Annotated in this window: 15 protein-coding genes; 10 read left to right on the forward strand and 5 right to left on the reverse strand. The window is 43.7% G+C overall.

Annotation, left to right across the window (positions count from 1 at the left end; genetic code table 11):
* Positions 1-157: 157 nt before the first annotated feature.
* The 7 genes from MHB56_RS21155 to MHB56_RS21185 all read left to right on the forward strand — a co-directional run bounded on the left by MHB56_RS21155 (position 158) and on the right by MHB56_RS21185 (position 6,335).
* Entirely contained in the window at positions 158-868 is a 711-nt protein-coding gene (locus tag MHB56_RS21155) for a lantibiotic protection ABC transporter ATP-binding protein (protein ID WP_076185383.1), read from the forward strand.
* Positions 865-1,611 (forward strand): lantibiotic immunity ABC transporter MutE/EpiE family permease subunit, encoded by a 747-nt coding sequence (locus tag MHB56_RS21160; RefSeq protein WP_076185382.1) that lies wholly within the window; start codon positions 865-867, stop codon positions 1,609-1,611. Before MHB56_RS21155 ends, MHB56_RS21160 begins: the two co-directional genes overlap by 4 nt.
* 2 nt (positions 1,612-1,613) lie before the next feature.
* The gene (locus tag MHB56_RS21165) at positions 1,614-2,375 is read left to right on the forward strand and encodes a lantibiotic immunity ABC transporter MutG family permease subunit (RefSeq protein ID WP_076282265.1); all 762 of its coding nucleotides are present in this window, start codon (positions 1,614-1,616) and stop codon (positions 2,373-2,375) included.
* Positions 2,376-2,390: 15 nt separating this feature from the next.
* A complete protein-coding gene (locus MHB56_RS21170; RefSeq protein WP_076125504.1) occupies positions 2,391-3,050 on the forward strand; it encodes a response regulator transcription factor in 660 nt (219 codons plus the stop codon).
* A gap of 101 nt (positions 3,051-3,151) precedes the next feature.
* Entirely contained in the window at positions 3,152-4,414 is a 1,263-nt protein-coding gene (locus MHB56_RS21175) for a HAMP domain-containing sensor histidine kinase (protein WP_175623603.1), read from the forward strand.
* Between the two features lie 289 nt (positions 4,415-4,703).
* On the forward strand, positions 4,704-5,477 hold the full coding sequence (locus tag MHB56_RS21180; RefSeq protein WP_036675873.1) for an SDR family NAD(P)-dependent oxidoreductase: 774 nt from the start codon (positions 4,704-4,706) through the stop codon (positions 5,475-5,477).
* A 498-nt stretch (positions 5,478-5,975) separates the two neighbouring features.
* On the forward strand, positions 5,976-6,335 hold the full coding sequence (locus tag MHB56_RS21185; protein WP_036675871.1) for a hypothetical protein: 360 nt from the start codon (positions 5,976-5,978) through the stop codon (positions 6,333-6,335).
* 64 nt (positions 6,336-6,399) lie between these two features.
* Here the strand turns inward: MHB56_RS21185 and nrdF are convergent, their stop codons facing one another.
* The 5 genes from nrdF to MHB56_RS21210 form a co-directional block, all read right to left on the reverse strand.
* Positions 6,400-7,359, reverse strand: coding sequence for a class 1b ribonucleoside-diphosphate reductase subunit beta (gene nrdF / locus MHB56_RS21190; protein WP_076099522.1), 960 nt, complete (start codon positions 7,357-7,359; stop codon positions 6,400-6,402).
* Between the two features lie 39 nt (positions 7,360-7,398).
* Complete coding sequence (nrdE, locus tag MHB56_RS21195; RefSeq protein ID WP_339172188.1) at positions 7,399-9,483, reverse strand: class 1b ribonucleoside-diphosphate reductase subunit alpha; 2,085 nt, start codon at positions 9,481-9,483, stop codon at positions 7,399-7,401.
* A complete protein-coding gene (gene nrdI, locus MHB56_RS21200; RefSeq protein WP_036675861.1) occupies positions 9,470-9,829 on the reverse strand; it encodes a class Ib ribonucleoside-diphosphate reductase assembly flavoprotein NrdI in 360 nt (119 codons plus the stop codon). The genes nrdE and nrdI overlap by 14 nt, the downstream gene beginning before the upstream one ends.
* Before the next feature lie 403 nt (positions 9,830-10,232).
* Complete coding sequence (locus tag MHB56_RS21205; RefSeq protein WP_341143964.1) at positions 10,233-11,882, reverse strand: helix-turn-helix domain-containing protein; 1,650 nt, start codon at positions 11,880-11,882, stop codon at positions 10,233-10,235.
* Between the two features lie 30 nt (positions 11,883-11,912).
* On the reverse strand, positions 11,913-13,736 hold the full coding sequence (locus MHB56_RS21210) for a sensor histidine kinase (protein WP_081387872.1): 1,824 nt from the start codon (positions 13,734-13,736) through the stop codon (positions 11,913-11,915).
* 227 nt (positions 13,737-13,963) lie between these two features.
* On the opposite strand from MHB56_RS21210, the gene MHB56_RS21215 reads away from it, so the two are divergent.
* From MHB56_RS21215 to MHB56_RS21225, 3 genes are all read left to right on the forward strand, one after another.
* Positions 13,964-15,307: an ABC transporter substrate-binding protein gene (locus tag MHB56_RS21215; RefSeq protein ID WP_036675860.1), complete on the forward strand. Its 1,344-nt coding sequence runs from the start codon at positions 13,964-13,966 to the stop codon at positions 15,305-15,307.
* 99 nt (positions 15,308-15,406) lie between these two features.
* The gene (locus MHB56_RS21220; protein WP_036675858.1) at positions 15,407-16,345 is read left to right on the forward strand and encodes a carbohydrate ABC transporter permease; all 939 of its coding nucleotides are present in this window, start codon (positions 15,407-15,409) and stop codon (positions 16,343-16,345) included.
* A 15-nt stretch (positions 16,346-16,360) separates the two neighbouring features.
* Positions 16,361-17,200, forward strand: a complete 840-nt coding sequence (locus MHB56_RS21225) for a carbohydrate ABC transporter permease (protein WP_081383301.1) — start codon at positions 16,361-16,363, stop codon at positions 17,198-17,200.
* Positions 17,201-17,337: the final 137 nt, after the last annotated feature.

The raw sequence follows: 17,337 nt of genomic DNA on the forward strand, positions 1-17,337 counted from the left end.
TGATAAAAATTCAACAGGCTCGGTTCAACGTTAAATTTGAACCGAGCTTTTTTTATGCTCGTTATAATCCCGTATAATTTGAGCTCAGTAAAACCTTATAAAGTCCTTAGATTTGCTATATATGATCAACGTATAGCAAATGAGAGGATGATATAGGATGGGAGAATATATTTTACAAACTAATAATTTATGCAAGAATTTTAGGGGGCAGTGTGCGGTTAATGATATCAGCATAACCGTAAAAACTAATTCGATTTATGGAATGCTAGGCCCAAACGGCGCAGGTAAATCGACGACCCTAAAAATGATAACAGGGATTCTTCGAGCGACGTCAGGCCAAATTTTATTTGACGGTCATCCATGGACACGTAAGGATTTACTACACATTGGAGCGCTGATTGAGTCCCCGCCACTTTACGGGAATTTGACTGCTGCCCAAAATTTGAAGGTACATACGACAATATTAAACTTACCGGATTCTCGGATTCGGGAAGTTCTTGAAATTGTTGATTTAACAACAACAGGTAAAAAAAGAGCGGGACAATTCTCTATGGGCATGAAGCAACGTCTCGGGATTGCGATCGCCTTGTTAAATCAACCTAGACTCTTGATTCTGGATGAACCGACAAATGGGCTTGATCCCATTGGGATTCAGGAATTACGTGAGCTTATACGCTCATTTCCTGCACAAGGGATTACCGTCATCTTATCGAGTCATATTCTTCATGAGGTGGAGCAAATTGCCGATCATATTGGGATCATTAGTAATGGTGTTCTAGGGTATCAGAATGCAATATATCCTGGTGATGATTTGGAGAAATTGTTCATGGAAGTCGTGACTCGGAACAGACAGGAGGTAACAAGATGATCCACTATCTGTTATCCGAAAATCTTAAATTCAAACGAACATTTTCGCGAAAATTGATTGTTGCGGTGCCACTGTTTTTTCTTCTATTTTCATTTTTCACACAACAGAACCTGCAAACGGAAGACCACTATTTTATGGAAATGGTATTTAATTGGTGGCCGCTGTTATTCATGACCATAGGATCTGCTTTGTTGTCTACACTATCGAATAACAAGGATCGTAAGGCTGGAGGGTACCGTAGCTTAAGCAGTCACGGAATTAGTATCGCTAAACTTTGGCTCAGTAAAATAATTGTGGTGTCATATTATTTGCTGCTGTCTTCGCTGCTTCTTATTGCAGTAATGTACCTATCTGGTCTTTTGTTTCCTTTGGGTGCAGCACCCTTATCTGAAATTACAACAGCCGCTATTGTTGTTTGGTTGACCTCTTTGGGGATGATTCCAATCTATCTATTCTTAGCCGAACAATTTGGGGCGGTAGTATCTATTCTTGCAGGTCTGTTTGGGATGATTGTGAGTGTACTAGCAGCGGACCAACCTTCATGGATTTATGTTCCGTGGAGTTGGGCTTTAAGGTTAATGTGTCCCATTGTTGGTGTGCGTCCCAATGGTGTGGCTCTTTCAGCACAGGATGCTTTAAGAGACTCTTCGGTTATTTTACCTGGAATTGTGGTGTCGCTTGTATTTTTTTTGGTAACCCTCACCTTAACTAGCTGCTGGTTTAGTAGAAGAGAGGTGCGATAGAGATGGTGATACTCCGACTATTACAAGCTGAATGGTTGATGACTAAGCACACTGCAATTCGTTGGTTGATATTCCTTGTTCCTGTTCTATATCCGATGATGGTACTTTGGTATTTTTCACAGCGTGCGGATCAGCTTCACATATATGATGGTTATTTTTCATTACTAGCCTTTGGGTTGCCTGTTGGGATAGGATTATTCTCTGCTTTAATGAGTGGTTTAGAGGAGGGGGCAGGGGGATTCTATAATCTATTAAGTGCTCTTTCACGTCCGAAGTGTTATATAAGAAAACTAGGGTTCATAATCTTGGCAATGATATGGATCGTATTCGGTTCAACATCAATTCTAATACTGGGCATGAAAAAAATTTTGCATATAGAGCGGATACAATATCTAATATTCTGGCAAGGAGCTTGTTGGGTAGTAGGCACTGCTCTAATCTTAATGATCTTTCATCTCATCTTAAGTTATGCTGGAGGCATGGGACTTTCTCTAACGGTGGGTAGTGCAGGTACGCTAATTGCAGCTATCGTAGGTGGAACAATTGTAGGCGATAAAGTGTGGTTATACATACCGTGGGCCTGGTCGATGCGGATGATTCAACTTCCCTTATTTTATGCTCAACCCAACGGGCTCATTGAAACGGAAGTATTGAAGCTGCAACTTATTCATTCCGTACCTGCTATACTTATTAGTACAATGGTAATGGCAGTGTTAGGCTTGATATGGTTTCATTACTTTCAGGGTAGGAAATCATATGAATAAATAGGAGTGAGGTCACTGGCTAATATTTTAATAATAGATGATGAACCTGATATTTTGGCGCTAGTAAATAATATTCTTAGCAAAGATCACCATAGGGTTACGATAAAAACAAGTGCACGACATATGCCTTTGAATGAGTACTCGACATTTGATTTAATCCTGTTGGACGTGATGATGCCAGATATCGATGGTTTTGAGCTCTGTACTCAAATCAGGGATATCGTAGACTGTCCGATTCTGTTTCTTACAGCTAAATCAATGGAAACGGATATTATGTTTGGACTTAGTGTAGGTGCAGATGACTATATCGTGAAGCCTTTTCGCGCAGGCGAGTTGAAGGCTCGGGTGAACGCTCATTTGCGGCGTGAAAATCGAGAGAAAAATCATATGTTAAGCGCATCTGGAGTGAAATTCAATCTCTCGGCAAAGGAGATTTTTGTTGATAAAGAGAAAATAAATCTCACTAAAAGTGAATATCAGATATGTGAATTTCTTGCTAGAAATAAAGGTCAGGTTTTTTCCAAAGAACAAATTTATGAATCGGTTTATGGCTATGACAGAGAAAGCGATAGCTCAACTATTACAGAACATGTGAAAAATATCCGCAGTAAGCTGAGTGCGAGGGAGGTTTCACCGATTGAAACCGTTTGGGGGATAGGTTACAAATGGGTGTGAAACGAATACGGCTCCGTACAGTCTTCATTCAATATTTATTATCATTAGGTGCGTGTACTCTATTATTGGCATTTCTGTGTTTAGGGGTATTTACTCTCTTAATGCAGTATGGAATGATTGTTCCAGCAAACCATACCGAGCAATCCATTGCAAAGTCTTGGGATGTTTTGCAGCGTGCGCCACAAATTACGGAAGAAATGATCCCTTGGGGAGCGGAATATGCGGTATTGGATCAGCAAAAGAACTATATTTCAGGAAATATTCCTAAAGAACGCGCTCTAGATATATTGCAGAAGAATCAAAGCAGTTGCAATCTCATGGGTACAAACTGCAGCGATGTGATTGAGCGGGAGCATGAGGTTATCGTACTGCAATATGCAATTGTACCGCAGTTCACCTCAAATTTTCTGCATAACACGCTGCCTAATCCGCAATTAACGCTATTGCTGTTTTTTGTAGTTCTGATGTTACTGGAAGTTATTCTGATTTCTGGATTTTTCGCTCGAAGACTGAGTCAAAAAATGGCTTCCTTGCAGGAAGCTGCACATCACATTGAAGCTAAAAATTTGGATTTTACTGTCGTGTATTCTGGGGTCAGTGAAATTGATGAGGTGCTATCATCCCTGGAACAGCTGAGAGAGGAATTGAAAAAGTCACTAGAACAGCAATGGAATCTGGAACAAATGAAAAAAGAGCAGATTTCTGCGCTTGCCCACGACATTAAGACTCCTCTTACGATTATTCAAGGAAATGCAGATTTGCTGATAGACTCAGATTTAGCAGAGAATCAGCAAGAATATATAGGGTATATTTCCAAAAATGCAGATCAAATCGAACAATACATGGCAACACTTATTGAGATTTCTAATACAAGAAAACAAATTTCTCCCCGCTCTAAATGGGTTGCAACGGATGCCTTTATCCAGCAAATTCGTATGCAGTTAGATGCGTTGGTTGTCCCTAAGCGTCTTCAGATAGAATTTCACCAGGACAATAATCTGCCCCCTGAGGTGTTGATTGACGATGAGCTACTTCATCGGGCTGTGATGAATGTACTCGCTAATGCGGTAGAGTATTCCCCGTATGAGAGTGTGATTTATTTGCAGGTTGAGGCAAAACAAGATCGGTGGAGTATAACGGTAGCAGACAGTGGATCAGGATTTACGAGTGAAGGACTCCAATCAGCACTTAAGCAGTTTTATCGAGGGGACAGTAGCCGTACCTCCAAAAATCACTATGGATTGGGACTTTATATTGCCGACACCATTGTCAGGCAGCATCAGGGCAGTCTGCATATTAGCAATTCTACCCTGACGGGTGGAGGTCAAGTTCGAATCGACGTCCCAGTTCGTGGAGTTAGGTAGAGGTTTATTACACCTCTTAGAATAACATTGGATAAAACTTCTGGTTTATCTGATGAAATTCTAAGGGGTGTATTTTTTATGACGATCAAAACCAAATTCTCAATTGTTGGAAAAGTAGATTAAAATATTGATTGCTATATACAATTAAATACAATAAAGTTGTCATATAGAGGATAATTTTGTCGATTTTTCTGCAAAAATGTTCCAATCCACATTGTATCAGGTGACATTAGGGTCTATGAGGTTCAAATCCTCTTCCTGAAAAAGACATAAGAAAGTGGTGCGCATAATGAGTAGCAACAGATTTGAAAACAAAGTAGTTATTATTACGGGTGCTGGTACCGGAATCGGAAAAGCTACAGCATTGAGAGTAGCAAGAGAGGGTGGTACTGTAGTAGTTGCCAATCGATCAGATGCTGGCGCTAACACAGTCGAAGAAATCAAAGCTTTAGGTGGAGAAGCGCTGTTTGTGCGGTCAGACGTTTCAGTTGAAGCAGACTGCAAAAATATCGTAGATCAAACCTTAGCAGCTTATGGAAAGATTGATTGCCTTTATAATAACTCAGCAATTACAGGAGATAATGCGGATGTTACAGAATATGATCCGATATTGTTTCAAAAGGTGATTCAGACAAATCTTAATGGCCAATTCTACATGTTGCATTATGCATTACCACATATGAAATCCGGTGCTTCCGTTCTAAACTGTTCCTCCTTGCATGGTATTTTTATTGGGATGGCAAATGATGCAGCTTATTCAGCAAGTAAACACGCCATTGTGGGCATGACTAAATCGGTTGCTAAAGAAGTGGGTCACCGTAATATCAGAGTAAATGCTATTTGCCCTGGTCCTATTCCTACACCAACCATGAACAGATACGAAAAGCTGTTGTCTGATGATGTAGAGATGCTTCAATCTCTTATCGCTTCTGGAACGGCTTTGGGCAGATATGGTACGCCTGAGGAAGTAGCTGCTTTTGCATGTTTCCTTCTAAGTGATGAGGCTTCATTTATTACAGGTACAGCACATGTGATTGACGGGGGCTACTCCGCAACTAAGTAATTAGACGGATTAATTTACTTATATAAGCATCTAGTATCGAAGGCTTTGCGGCGTATTCCTGTTCGAAAATCCTGTAGGATGAATGGACTGGAGTTGGAAGGCGCACGCAGAGCCTTTTTTAGTTGTTTCTAAATGATAACGGAATTACACAATTGTGAATGAAATTAAGGCAAATATAACCATGGATATGTTGGAATTTGTAGAAATTTGTATTTTAATATAAATAAAAAAAGAAATTTGTCGATAATAATATAGGTAATAGGTATGAGTTAAAATATATTAGAAAGGATGTTGCAATAAAACGATACAGGAAATAGATGTCATTAACTATTGATTGTAACGATATGGCATCATTTAAACAAGGCAGTTTGTTCCAAACCCAGTTGCCAAAAGTAGAAGTTACTGAAAAGCCTGGGCAGAAATTTTTTGTCTGTTGGAGTTACATACATTACTTTCTATTATTAAAAAATAACTATTAAAACTTGGAGGAATACAATTATGTCATACACAATTAAATACAACAAAAGTGAAAACCACATCGATGTAGTATCTATCGATTTTTCTGCTGAGGATGTTCCAGGATACTTGAAAGATTTTGAGAATATCATGAAGCTTGTTAGTCCTAAATTTACAGGTACAACTGATGTAACTGAATCTGCAAGTGTACTTTCCCCTGAAGTTGCAGCAATGTTGGCTCCAACAGGTGAGATGGCGAAAGCAGCTGGCCAAGCAGGATGGGCTTATGTAACTAAAAACCCAATTTGGAAAATGCAATTGAAACGTATTTTTGGCAGAGATTTTGCTGATGCTTACGATACCTATGAAGAAGCTAGAACAGTACTGAAAAAATTGCAATAATCTAATAAATAGAGTTAGCAAAAAGTGCGGAGAGCTTTCTCCGCACTTTTTGTTTTATCTATATTTAAAATTGAAAATCTTCATCCTTCAGTGGCTCCACATTAAGCGCCCGGACATATCCGTTGCCTTTCTTCGAGAAGAAGTCATGCTGCTTGGTGTGGGTGCTGATCCCGTTCTGAACAATCGGGTTGATCTCTTCCTCGTCAAATAGCGGATCATGGCCCAGATTCATCATCGCTTTATTGGCATTGTATCTTAGAAAAGTCTTAACCTCGTCCACCAATCCGATAGGGGCATAGATCTGCTCGGTATAACGCTCTTCATTCTCATGCAGCAGTCGAAGCAATTCTACCAGCGTATGGTGAAGTTCGCGTTGCTCGTCTTCTGGGAGCCCGTCAAAGATCTCCTGTGCCAGCACGCCGACATATACCCCATGGATGCTCTCATCCCGTAGAATAAGGTCGATGATCTCACCGCTGCAAGTCATTTTGCCCTGCCCAGCCAGATATAGGGGATAGAAGAAACCACTGTAGAACAAGTAGCTCTCGAGCAGCACGGAGGCTGCCATGGCGAGGTACAGGTCTTTTGGTGAGTCTATGTTTTTGTAATATTGTGAGATGGTCTCCGCTTTGAACTGGAGGAAGGGGTTCTCTTCTACCCAGCGGAATACACTGTCGATCTCCTCTGTAGAGGACAAAGTGGTGAAAATACTGCTGTACGATTTGGCGTGAATTTGTTCCATCATACCCATGAAGCCCAGTACGGCTTTACGTTGAAGGCCTTCGACATGCTCCATAATCTGTGGCATTCCGACTCCGCCTTGAATCGTATCCAGCAGTGTCAGACCGCCCAGCACCTTCATATAGGAGTCCTTTTCTTGCTCACTGAGCGTGAGCCAGGACATTTTATCATCGGATAATGGAATTTCATCGTCCGTCCAGAATTGCATAATGTTCTGATTCCAGAACATCAATGAGAAATCGTCGTCGGGACGGTTCCAGTTAACGGCTTGGATAGCGGTCATAATATTGCAATCTCCTTTTCTACGGCTATAGCCTTCCTTTTAGATCGAGCAGGTGAGGCATTCCTCGACGGACAGCTTTTTGGTCCGGGTGTAATACAGCGACTTCAAGCCTTTATGCGCCGCATACAGGTAGGAGCGGGCCAGTTCTCTGGTGGAAACATCACTGTTAACATGCAGAACGGTCGAGATACCCTGGTCGATATGGGGCTGAATTTCCGCGATCAGATCGATTACCTTGAACTGGTCCATCTGGTAAGCCGATTTATAGAAAAACACATTGTCCGGCCGCAGGTACGGCATCGGATAATAAGTAGTTGAATTAGCATAAGTCCGAGTCTCAATCTGCTCAACAATCGGCATAACGCTTGAAGTGGCGTTTTGGATATAGGAAATGCTGGCCGTTGGCGCAATCGCCAAACGGTAAGCATGGTATAGGCCATTTGTTTTTACCGCATCCCGCAATTGTTCCCAGTCTGCTGGGGATGGGATATAAATATCTCCGAATAACTCTTGTACCCTTGGGGTAGCTGGACGGTAATCGGTAGTCAGGTAACGCTCAAAATAAGCTCCCGTAGCATAATCAGAAGCCTCAAATCCATGGAAAGATCGGCCCGTGGCGGCAGCGATTTCCATGCTTTTCTCCAGCGAGTGGAAATTCATGGTCATAAAGAAGGTCCGGGCAAAATCGCGGGCCTGCTCGCTTTCATAAGCAATGTTGTTCTTAGCCAGATAGCCGTGCAGATTCATGACGCCAAGACCGACAGAGTGCATTTCCTTGTTTGCTTTGGCTACGCCTGGGGCATTGGAAATACTGGTCATATCGCTAACAGCGGTCAGGGCGATCATGCCCTCATGTACGGATTCACGGATTTTGCCATGTTCCATCACGTTAACAATGTTCAAGGAAGCCAGATTGCAGCTTACATCGCGGCGGATTGTACTCTCCTGTCCGTAGTCGGCAATCTCTGAGGTCTCCTGCAGCTGAAAGATTTCAGTACAAAGGTTGGACATTTTGATCTGACCGACGTTTTTCAGGGCATGGGCCGCATTGGCATTGCTCTTGTTCATGATATATGGATAGCCAGATTCCAGCTGGATCATGGCAATTTTGGTCAGCATATCCCGTGCGCTCATAGCTTTCTTCTTTTTGACACGTGGATCGGCCAGCAGCTTATCATACATGTCATCCAGATCCATATCGTCGAGATGCGTGCCGTAGGCTTTGTACACACTGTAAGGAGCAAATACATGCAGCGCTTCATTGTCCTTCGCCAGCTTATAGAAGCGGTTTGGAATAATCAGGCCGATGGACAGGGTTTTGAGTCTTGTTTTTTCGTCGGCGTTGATTTTCTTGCTGTCGAGGAATTCCAGAACGTCCCAGCCAAAAATATTGTAATAGGCTGCTCCTGATCCTTTACGTTGACCCATCTGATCTGCATAGGAGAAGCCGTCTTCCATCAGCTTAAGTACAGGTATAATTCCCTTCGCAGCATCCTCAACACCCTTGATAGTTTCACCACGGGAGCGTAGCTTGGATAGGTTAACGGCCACACCGCCACCGATCTTCGACAACTGCATGCAGGTATTCAGCACATAGTTGATGGAATTGAGCGAGTCGTCCATTTCGATTAGGAAGCAGGAGACGAGCTCACCACGCCGGCTCTTACCGGCATTTAAGAAGGTTGGTGTCGCAGGTTGCAGGCGCTGTTCCATCATCGAACGGGCAAGTACCCCCGCAGTATCGGCATTGCCGCGTCCCAGGTGAAGGGCGACTGCCGCCACACGGTCCGGGTAATGCTCCAGATATTGTTTGCGGTCATTGGTTTTTACAGCGTAATCCGTGTAGAATTTCGAAGCTGCCATATAAGATGGAAAACTGAAGTTGTAGGCGTGGGTAATCTGGTAGACTTCTTCAATTTCCGCCGTGCTGTACTGTTCATAAAAATTCTCGTAGAAATCCTGTTCAATCATATAATCAACCTTGGCTTTTGTATTCGCAAAAACCAGACTCCGCCGCTCTACATCCCGCATAAATTCGGCTACTGCCTCAAGATCTTTGTCTAGCTGAAAGAAGCCACTTTCGTCTCTCTTCATCAACATGTTGTTTAATTCAATATGCCGCAACCCGGCTCACCTCCTGTTTAATCCGTTCTACATCGCCAAATGTACCCGATAACTCAAATTTACCGATAACGGGCACGTTATACCGATCTGCAATCAAGTCCGCGCTGTGCGCGAACAGCTCGCCCCAGTTCTTATTGCCGCTGGCGGCGATGCCCTTCAGATTGGCATTATTGTTCTTCAAGAAAGTAGACACCTTTTCTGGAATCTGTCCAAAGCCGGTGGTATATGTAATAAGCACATAGGGCTCATCAATCGTCATATGCTCCTCAATCTGCACAGCCGGCAACTTAAGTTTGCTGATGAAGCGTCTGACATTTCCTGTTTTTGAATCATACGCGACTAGCATGGTGTCTGTCCCCCTGTAAATATTAAAAACTATTGAAAATAGTATGAAAACTGAATGGATAAGCTATAAATTCTGAAAAATCGTATCTATACTATATTTAGTGTGCGTTGTTTATTTTAATTACTATATGTTGAAAAGTCAATATGGGAACAGCAGTCTTAATAGCTGAGAAAGTGTCTCGTAAGCGGTTTTTTGGTAGACTTTTAGGGCAGAAAGACCGGAGTATTAGCATTTTGCTAGTTTAAAAATATAAATAAAAAGATTGCAGGAATAAGGGTGATACTTAGGGATGCTGCTGAGGGTGATGGCAAGCCAATAAATCTGCAAGGAACAGAGCCTGCTCCTTGCAGATTTATTGGCTTTATTTTTGCGAAGTGGGATTATTCTTAATAATCTCTTGATCTCAAGAACGGTTGTTCACTCCGAGGCTTCGGTCAGATGGTGAATCTGCTTTAAGTTGCTGCATGTATTCCCTGGGGGAAATTCCGGTTACCTTTTTGAAAACTTTACTGAAATAGAAGGCACTCTCATATCCCAGCTTCTGTGAGATTTCGTAGATGCGACCTTCCCCACGTGCCATCATTTCTTTGGCTGTCGTGATTTTGATCTCCGTGATATATTCCACATAGTTGACCTTGGCAACCTTGGAGAAAAGGTGGCTCAGATAGTTGGGACTGAAATTGAAGACATCAGCCACTTGATTGAGCGAGAGCTTAGTTCCGAGATTTCGTTTAATATACTCTTGGACATTTTTGACGAGCTGCTCCTTGTAGCTTTGTCTGCGGGTAGAGAGGATGTCTGAGCAACCGTCCCGGAACTGGATCAGCCAGCCAGCGATCTCTTCAATCGTATGCATCTGGTAGATAGCCCGGTAGCCCTCCGGTTCATTTTCGAAAATTTGTTCCACAATGTTCTCACCGTCTGCGAGCAGTGAAGTGGCCATGTACAGAATGTTGCAGGCAGCATCAGTGGCGGGAACCAGCAGGTCGGCCCGGCCGTCGAAGATTTCGATCATTTTGGAGATAATGGCGTATAAAGCTTGGGTATCCATTTCTTCAAAAGCACGGCGGATCTCTGTACGCAATTCGGAGAAATCAAACAACAGATGATCCTGCTCCAGCGACTCTCCTTCGGCAAAAAACACAAACGACTGTGCTTTAACCGCAGCAGGAAGCGCTTTTCGCGCAGCGAGGTAGCTTTCCCGCAGCAAATAAGGATCCTCGACCGAAAAGCCGATCGCGCCGATGATCCTTACATTGAAGTAGTTATGAAGTATGGAGGCCATATGGGTCAATAGCATTTCAATCTCAGGCATCCATTGCCGTGAATCCGTCCCGTTGACGGGCAGGGTTACAGCAAAATTGCGCAAGTCCAGACTGCTCACATAACAAGGTCTTATGGAAGTAAGCGTATCTTTAGCCATTTGGACGGTACTTGAGCACAGAGCAACCATTTTATCGCCGCGGGGCGGGACACTGTCTGGTCCCAAAATACGGCAAGTGCAGACTAGATAAGCAGGTTCCTTGAGCTCAAGGTTTAAATCATCTCTCTGCAAAAGGTACTGGTTTTTATTTGCGAATAAGTTATTGAACAGGCGGATGAAAAATTTATCGCGTTGAGCTTGTAGATTGCCTCTATGAGCAAGCATGGGATAGCTGTCTAGGGTTTGAAAAGCCTCCAACTGGGAAATTGCTTTCCGAATGGAGGCATCAAGTGCCTCTGGTGTCAGTTCTAGCTTCACTAGATAATCTGTGGCTTGCACTTCAATCGCTCCACGCGCGTATTCGAATTCCTCGTAGCTTGTTAAGATGATGAACAGCGGAAGCCGGCCGTGTTTTTTGCGTACCGCATTGGCAACTTCTAAGCCGCTTTTAATTGGCATTTTTATATCGCTGATTACGATGTCAGGACGTAGGGTGTCAATCATTTCTTCCTCTTGAGCCCCGTTGTGTGCAATGCCGACAATTTCTATATTATATTGCTCCCACTTCAGCATGGACTGCAAGCCGATGCAGACCAGCGCCTCGTCATCAGCAATTAACAACTTGATCAATTCCATCACATCCTTGCTTGATATGCTACTCTATTCCTTTTGCAGGAACGGCAGAAGAATCTTCATCCGGGTATATTGGCCCGACTCACTCTCAATCGAAAGACCGTAATTATCCCCAAATGCCAGGCGCAAACGTTCATTTACGCTGCGGAGTCCAATATTCTCGGGCATTTCTTTGCTTCCATCACCTGGATTCGACAGAATCGTGGAGATTTCTTCTTCCTTCATCCCTACACCATTGTCTTCAATCGTAACTAGAATATCGGCGAATCCACTTTTGGTCACCTTAATGAGAATTTCTCCTCTGCCTTTGGGCTCGATGCCATGGAAGATGGCGTTCTCGACCAGGGGCTGGAGCGTGAATCGTGGAATTAGACCGGTTAGCAGTTCCTCGTTGTCAATCTCCTTTACCATAGAGACCGTACTGCCATAGCGGTATTTCTGAATTAGAAAATAATCATCCAGCAGGCTCAGCTCATCTTTCAACGGCATTAGTCTACGGTTGTCTTTGGCGATGCTGCGCAGCAGTCTGGATAGTGAAGTGGTCATTTCCGCGATGCCGGTAGCATTCTGAATTGTAGCCATCCATTTGATCGAATTCAGTGTGTTGTACAGGAAATGGGGATTGATCTGACTCTGCAGCATCCGGTATTCCAGCTCCTGCTTCTGTTTCTCGTCAGCGAGCCGGCTGTCCATAAGCGCTACGATATCTTGGGACAGGCGGTTAATGCCCCGGCCGACATCGCCAAGCTCGCTGTTCCATTCGATATTGCGGTCCAGCAGGAAATTGCCCTGGGCGATCTTATCAATCCGCTTCTTCAGTTTTTCCACCGGAAGACTGATGGTACGGGTCAGATACAGCGTAATGATAGCGCTTAAGACAATAACCAGGAGACAGACGCCGAGCATAACCAGAATCCATATATTTGTCTTGGGAGCGAACAGGTCATTGGATAAAGTCTGTGACAGAATGACTCCGCTGCGGACGGGATAAGATACCACGATATGGCTCTCTTTCTCGTCCTCGAGCTTGACCATGGACAGCTCAGTTTGCGGACCGACAGGTTTATCATTGGTATAGGCCACCGGTTCATACGGCTCTGCAATGGCGATGACCTGATCGCCGATGAGCTGATAATGATGATTGCCGAGCGTCAGCAGCAGCCGGGAATTCTTCGGCAGGGAGTACCCTTTCAGCTTGTCGGTAATAACAGTGGTATTTGCTAACAGGTACACCGTTCCAACCCGGGAAGCCCCTTTGCCGTAAATAGGAAAAACAAATGGAATCCCGTTCGTATTAGACAGCGGGTCCTTGATCACCCGGTCCCATTTCTCCTCGGCATCATTGCTAAGGCCGGTAATTTGACCGATATTGTGTATGGTAAGCGGAACAGAGGTGCCGGTTTTATCCACCTGCAGAAACTTTCCGTTGCTGTCCGTAACAATCAGACGGCGGGCATAGCTGTTGGAGCGGTTGTTCAGGAAGTCCTGCTGCATCGAGTTGAATACATTAACTGCTTCCTTAGAGCTAGCCTTAGGTGAGCTGAAGTAGTCTGTAATCAGGGTATTAGTAGAAGAGTTAGTGCTGCAGGTCATCGCCAGCGATGACAGATCAATTAAATCCTGTTCAATAATATGGGATACCAGCTGCAGATTGAACTCGGTCGCCTGGATGGTTGTTTTACGCTGATAATAAGTAATTAATTCATAGCTAAAAAAAGACAACAGCGACGCTATCAGCAGTGCGAATACGGCCATGAGCAGAATAATGCGACTTTTAATGGTGGATTTTCTTACCGTATTTAACACTCCTCTACAAAATGTGAAAACATATAAAGCGTTTTCATATACCATAGCATATTCCTGCGTTCCGATACAGGGGGAGGTACATAAGCTGAATATTTTACATGTTTTAGATAGAAAATTACAGGTTTGAACCGGAGCAGGAAAGAAGAACACAGAAAAGTGAATGAACTTTGTTTGATAATGCATGCCATTCTTGCGAAAAAAGCTATAAACTTTGAACTAAGCTCAGAAGAGCCGATCGTAGTTACACAATCAGAAGAAAAGGGGATATTTAAATGAAACTGAAAAGATTCTATGGCATAACCCTCGCCACAGTATTCTCCATGAGTCTGTTGGCTGGATGTTCTGGTAATAACAACAACGAAGGTGCTGCTGCAACGACAGCTCCAGCAACGGGGAATTCTGCAAACGCTTCCGCTGAACCGAGCCAGGAGCCTGTGACTTTGAAATGGGCCTTGTGGGATTGGGAAGCTACCGCTTACTACAAGCCGCTAATCGATGCCTATAAAGCTGAGCATCCGAATGTAACAATCGAATATGTCGATCTGGGGTCGACGGACTATATGACCATGTTAAGCACACAACTGTCCGGTGGCGCAGATCTGGACGTACTTACAATTAAAGATATTCCGGGCTACTCGAACCTTGTGAAACAGAATCACCTAGAGCCGCTTAAAAGCTTTATGAGTGGCAACGCTATTGATCCTTCGGTATATGGAGGTACTGTAGAACAAATCGAAGTGAACGATGAGGTGTATGCGCTTCCTTTCCGCAGCGATTTCTGGATTCTCTACTACAATAAAGATTTGTTCGACAAAGCAGGCGTGGAATATCCAAGCAATGATATGACATTCGAGCAATATGATGAGTTGGCCAGAAAAATGACTTCCGGCAGCGGTTCTGAAAAAGTGTACGGAGCTCACTACCATACTTGGCGTAGTGCGGTTCAACTGTTCGGTATTCTGGACGGCAAGAACACTGTTGTTGACGGAAACTACGATTTCTTGAAGCCAACCTATGAGCGGATCCTGAAAGAACAGGAAGACGGCATCGTAATGGATTACGCCACACTGAAGACTTCAAGCACGCACTATTCTGGCGTATTCTACAATAATTCCGTTGCTACTATGAACATGGGCAGCTGGTTTATCGCTACACAGATTGAGAAAGTGAAGAGTGGCGAGTCCCAATCGGCTAACTGGGGCATTGCGAAATACCCTCATCCGGATGGTGTGGAAGCCGGTACAACCCTGGGTACAATTACTTCCCTAGCTGTAAATCAGAAATCCAAACATAAAGAAGCCGCACTTGATTTCATGAAATTCGTGACTGGTGAAGAAGGCGCTAAAGTCATTGCTTCCACCGGAACCATTCCAGCGATTAAGAATGATGAAGTTATCAATTCCATTACTTCCATCGAGGGCTTCCCTACGGATGAGAACAGCAAAGCGGCACTGACTACTGTTAAGACTTATCTGGAAATGCCTATGCATGAAAAGAGCGCAGACATCGAAGTTATTTTGAATGAAGCGCATGACAATATTATGACTAAAAATGCTTCGATTGACGAAGGTTTGGATGATATGAATGCTCGCGTACAGCAGCTCTTGAATAATTAACCTTAAGAGAGCCGGTTCTAAGGGCGGGTGAAAGCCCGCCTTTTATATTAAAGAGTATAGATTTGTGGGGAAAGTTTTAGAAGGTTTGGAGGAGAAAGAATGCAGAACGAAACCATATTGGGTACAAAAAAGATCCCTAAACGTCATTTGTCAAAAGGTGTCCGGGAAAACCTGGTAGCTTACAGCTTCATTGCGCCGAACTTTATCGGATTTGCCCTGTTTACACTGGTACCTATGTTTTTTGCCTTTATCCTTGCTTTTGTGAAATGGGACGGGGCCAATCCAATGAAGTTTATCGGGCTGGACAATTTCACTCGGTTGATCAGAGATACAACATTTCACAAAGCATTATGGAATACCATTGTTTACACTATTGGCGTAGTACCGTTCACCATGATTGTCGCGCTGGCGCTGGCGATTCTGCTTAATCAGAAGATAATGGCCCGCAATTTCATGAGAACCGTATTCTTTTTCCCTTATGTAGCATCCCTGGTAGCCGTTGCTGCCGTATGGAACTTTATCTTCAGTCCTACGATGGGTCCGATCAACAATATCCTGCATACCCTTACCGGTATCCCGCTGGAGGATCTTCCCCGCTGGGCAGCGGATAAACACTGGGCGATGTTCACAGTAATACTGTTTACAGTGTGGAAAAACATGGGTTATTACATGGTTATTTACTTGGCAGGTCTTCAGGGCATCAACCCTGAATTGTATGAGGCTGCTGAACTTGATGGTGCGGGCGCGTGGAGAAGATTCCGCAATGTGACGGTCCCTCAACTGGCGCCTACCTCTTTCTTTGTTCTGATGATTCTAGTCATCAATTCGTTCAAAGTCTACGATATCTTTATCAACCTATTTGCCGGCGCCGATAACCAGTTGAATGATTCTACAAGGGTTATGGTGTATCAAATCTACAATACGGCGTTCCGCTCGCTTGATTACGGATATGCCAGCGCCATGGCCATTGTATTGTTTCTGCTGGTACTTGGCATCACCATCGTCCAGTTCCGCGGCGAGAAGAAATACGGACAATAGGAGGATTCAAAAGATATGGTTGGTAAAAGTAAAGGACTTCGAATCAGCATTATGGTTCTTGTGTATATTTTGTTGTTTGCGACAGTACTGGCGATGCTGGTTCCGTATATATGGATGTTGTCTTCTTCACTCAAGATGAACAAAGATGTCTTTTCCTTCCCAATGCAGTGGATTCCACAGAATCCGCGCTGGGAGAATTTCGCGGATATCTGGACACGGATTCCGCTGGGCCGTTTTATTTACAATACGGCGAAATTATCGATTATCGTAACGATTCTACAACTACTGACTTCCAGCTTTGCTGCGTACGCGTTCTCCAAACTGCATTTCCGGGGAAAAAACATTCTATTCCTTGGATATATTGCAACGATTGCGATCCCTTGGCAGGCTTACATGGTGCCGCAATTTATCCTGATGCGTTACATGGGACTTAACAACACGCATTTGGCAATCATACTGCTGCAGGCATTCTCGGCATTTGGAGTATTTCTGATGCGCCAGTTCTATCAAGGTGTTCCGGATGAATTATGCGAGGCTGCCCGTATTGACGGCTTGAGCGAATATGGAATTTGGGCGCGAATCATGCTGCCGTTGTCCAAGCCAGCATTGTCTACATTGACGATCTTCACCTTTGTCGCTACCTGGAATGACTTCCTAGGGCCAATGATTTATCTGACAGATACGAAACTCAAGACTATCCAAATCGGACTAAGAATGTTCATCTCGCAATATTCCGCCGAATATGGCCTGATTATGGCCGCGAGTGTGGTGTCCATTATTCCGGTTGTAATTGTTTTCCTGGCTCTGCAAAAGTACTTTGTACAAGGTGTTGCAGCATCGGGCATTAAGGGCTAGAACCGTATTTGACCTGGCAGTTGCATGCTTCATAGGCTGCCAGGTTTTTTTATAAGTCAAAGGGGTCTGTATAACTCTAGTAATTATTCATTTAACAATAAAATGAATACGCTTTCTTTTATTATTGGCCATCAAAG

The organism is Paenibacillus sp. FSL H8-0315 (assembly GCF_038005365.1).
Taxonomy (GTDB): domain Bacteria; phylum Bacillota; class Bacilli; order Paenibacillales; family Paenibacillaceae; genus Paenibacillus_AQ; species Paenibacillus_AQ odorifer.

What these genes read in the sequence shown, in the direction of transcription:
- MHB56_RS21210 (WP_081387872.1), bottom strand. Translation starts at nt 13,736, where the DNA reads ATGGTATATGAAAACGCTTTATATGTTTTCACATTTTGTAGAGGAGTG.
- nrdI (WP_036675861.1), bottom strand. Translation starts at nt 9,829, where the DNA reads ATGCTAGTCGCGTATGATTCAAAAACAGGAAATGTCAGACGCTTCATC.
- MHB56_RS21165 (WP_076282265.1), top strand. Translation starts at nt 1,614, where the DNA reads ATGGTGATACTCCGACTATTACAAGCTGAATGGTTGATGACTAAGCAC.
- MHB56_RS21225 (WP_081383301.1), top strand. Translation starts at nt 16,361, where the DNA reads ATGGTTGGTAAAAGTAAAGGACTTCGAATCAGCATTATGGTTCTTGTG.
- MHB56_RS21220 (WP_036675858.1), top strand. Translation starts at nt 15,407, where the DNA reads ATGCAGAACGAAACCATATTGGGTACAAAAAAGATCCCTAAACGTCAT.
- MHB56_RS21185 (WP_036675871.1), top strand. Translation starts at nt 5,976, where the DNA reads ATGTCATACACAATTAAATACAACAAAAGTGAAAACCACATCGATGTA.
- MHB56_RS21160 (WP_076185382.1), top strand. Translation starts at nt 865, where the DNA reads ATGATCCACTATCTGTTATCCGAAAATCTTAAATTCAAACGAACATTT.
- MHB56_RS21175 (WP_175623603.1), top strand. Translation starts at nt 3,152, where the DNA reads ATGCAGTATGGAATGATTGTTCCAGCAAACCATACCGAGCAATCCATT.
- MHB56_RS21155 (WP_076185383.1), top strand. Translation starts at nt 158, where the DNA reads ATGGGAGAATATATTTTACAAACTAATAATTTATGCAAGAATTTTAGG.
- nrdF (WP_076099522.1), bottom strand. Translation starts at nt 7,359, where the DNA reads ATGACCGCTATCCAAGCCGTTAACTGGAACCGTCCCGACGACGATTTC.
- MHB56_RS21215 (WP_036675860.1), top strand. Translation starts at nt 13,964, where the DNA reads ATGAAACTGAAAAGATTCTATGGCATAACCCTCGCCACAGTATTCTCC.
- MHB56_RS21180 (WP_036675873.1), top strand. Translation starts at nt 4,704, where the DNA reads ATGAGTAGCAACAGATTTGAAAACAAAGTAGTTATTATTACGGGTGCT.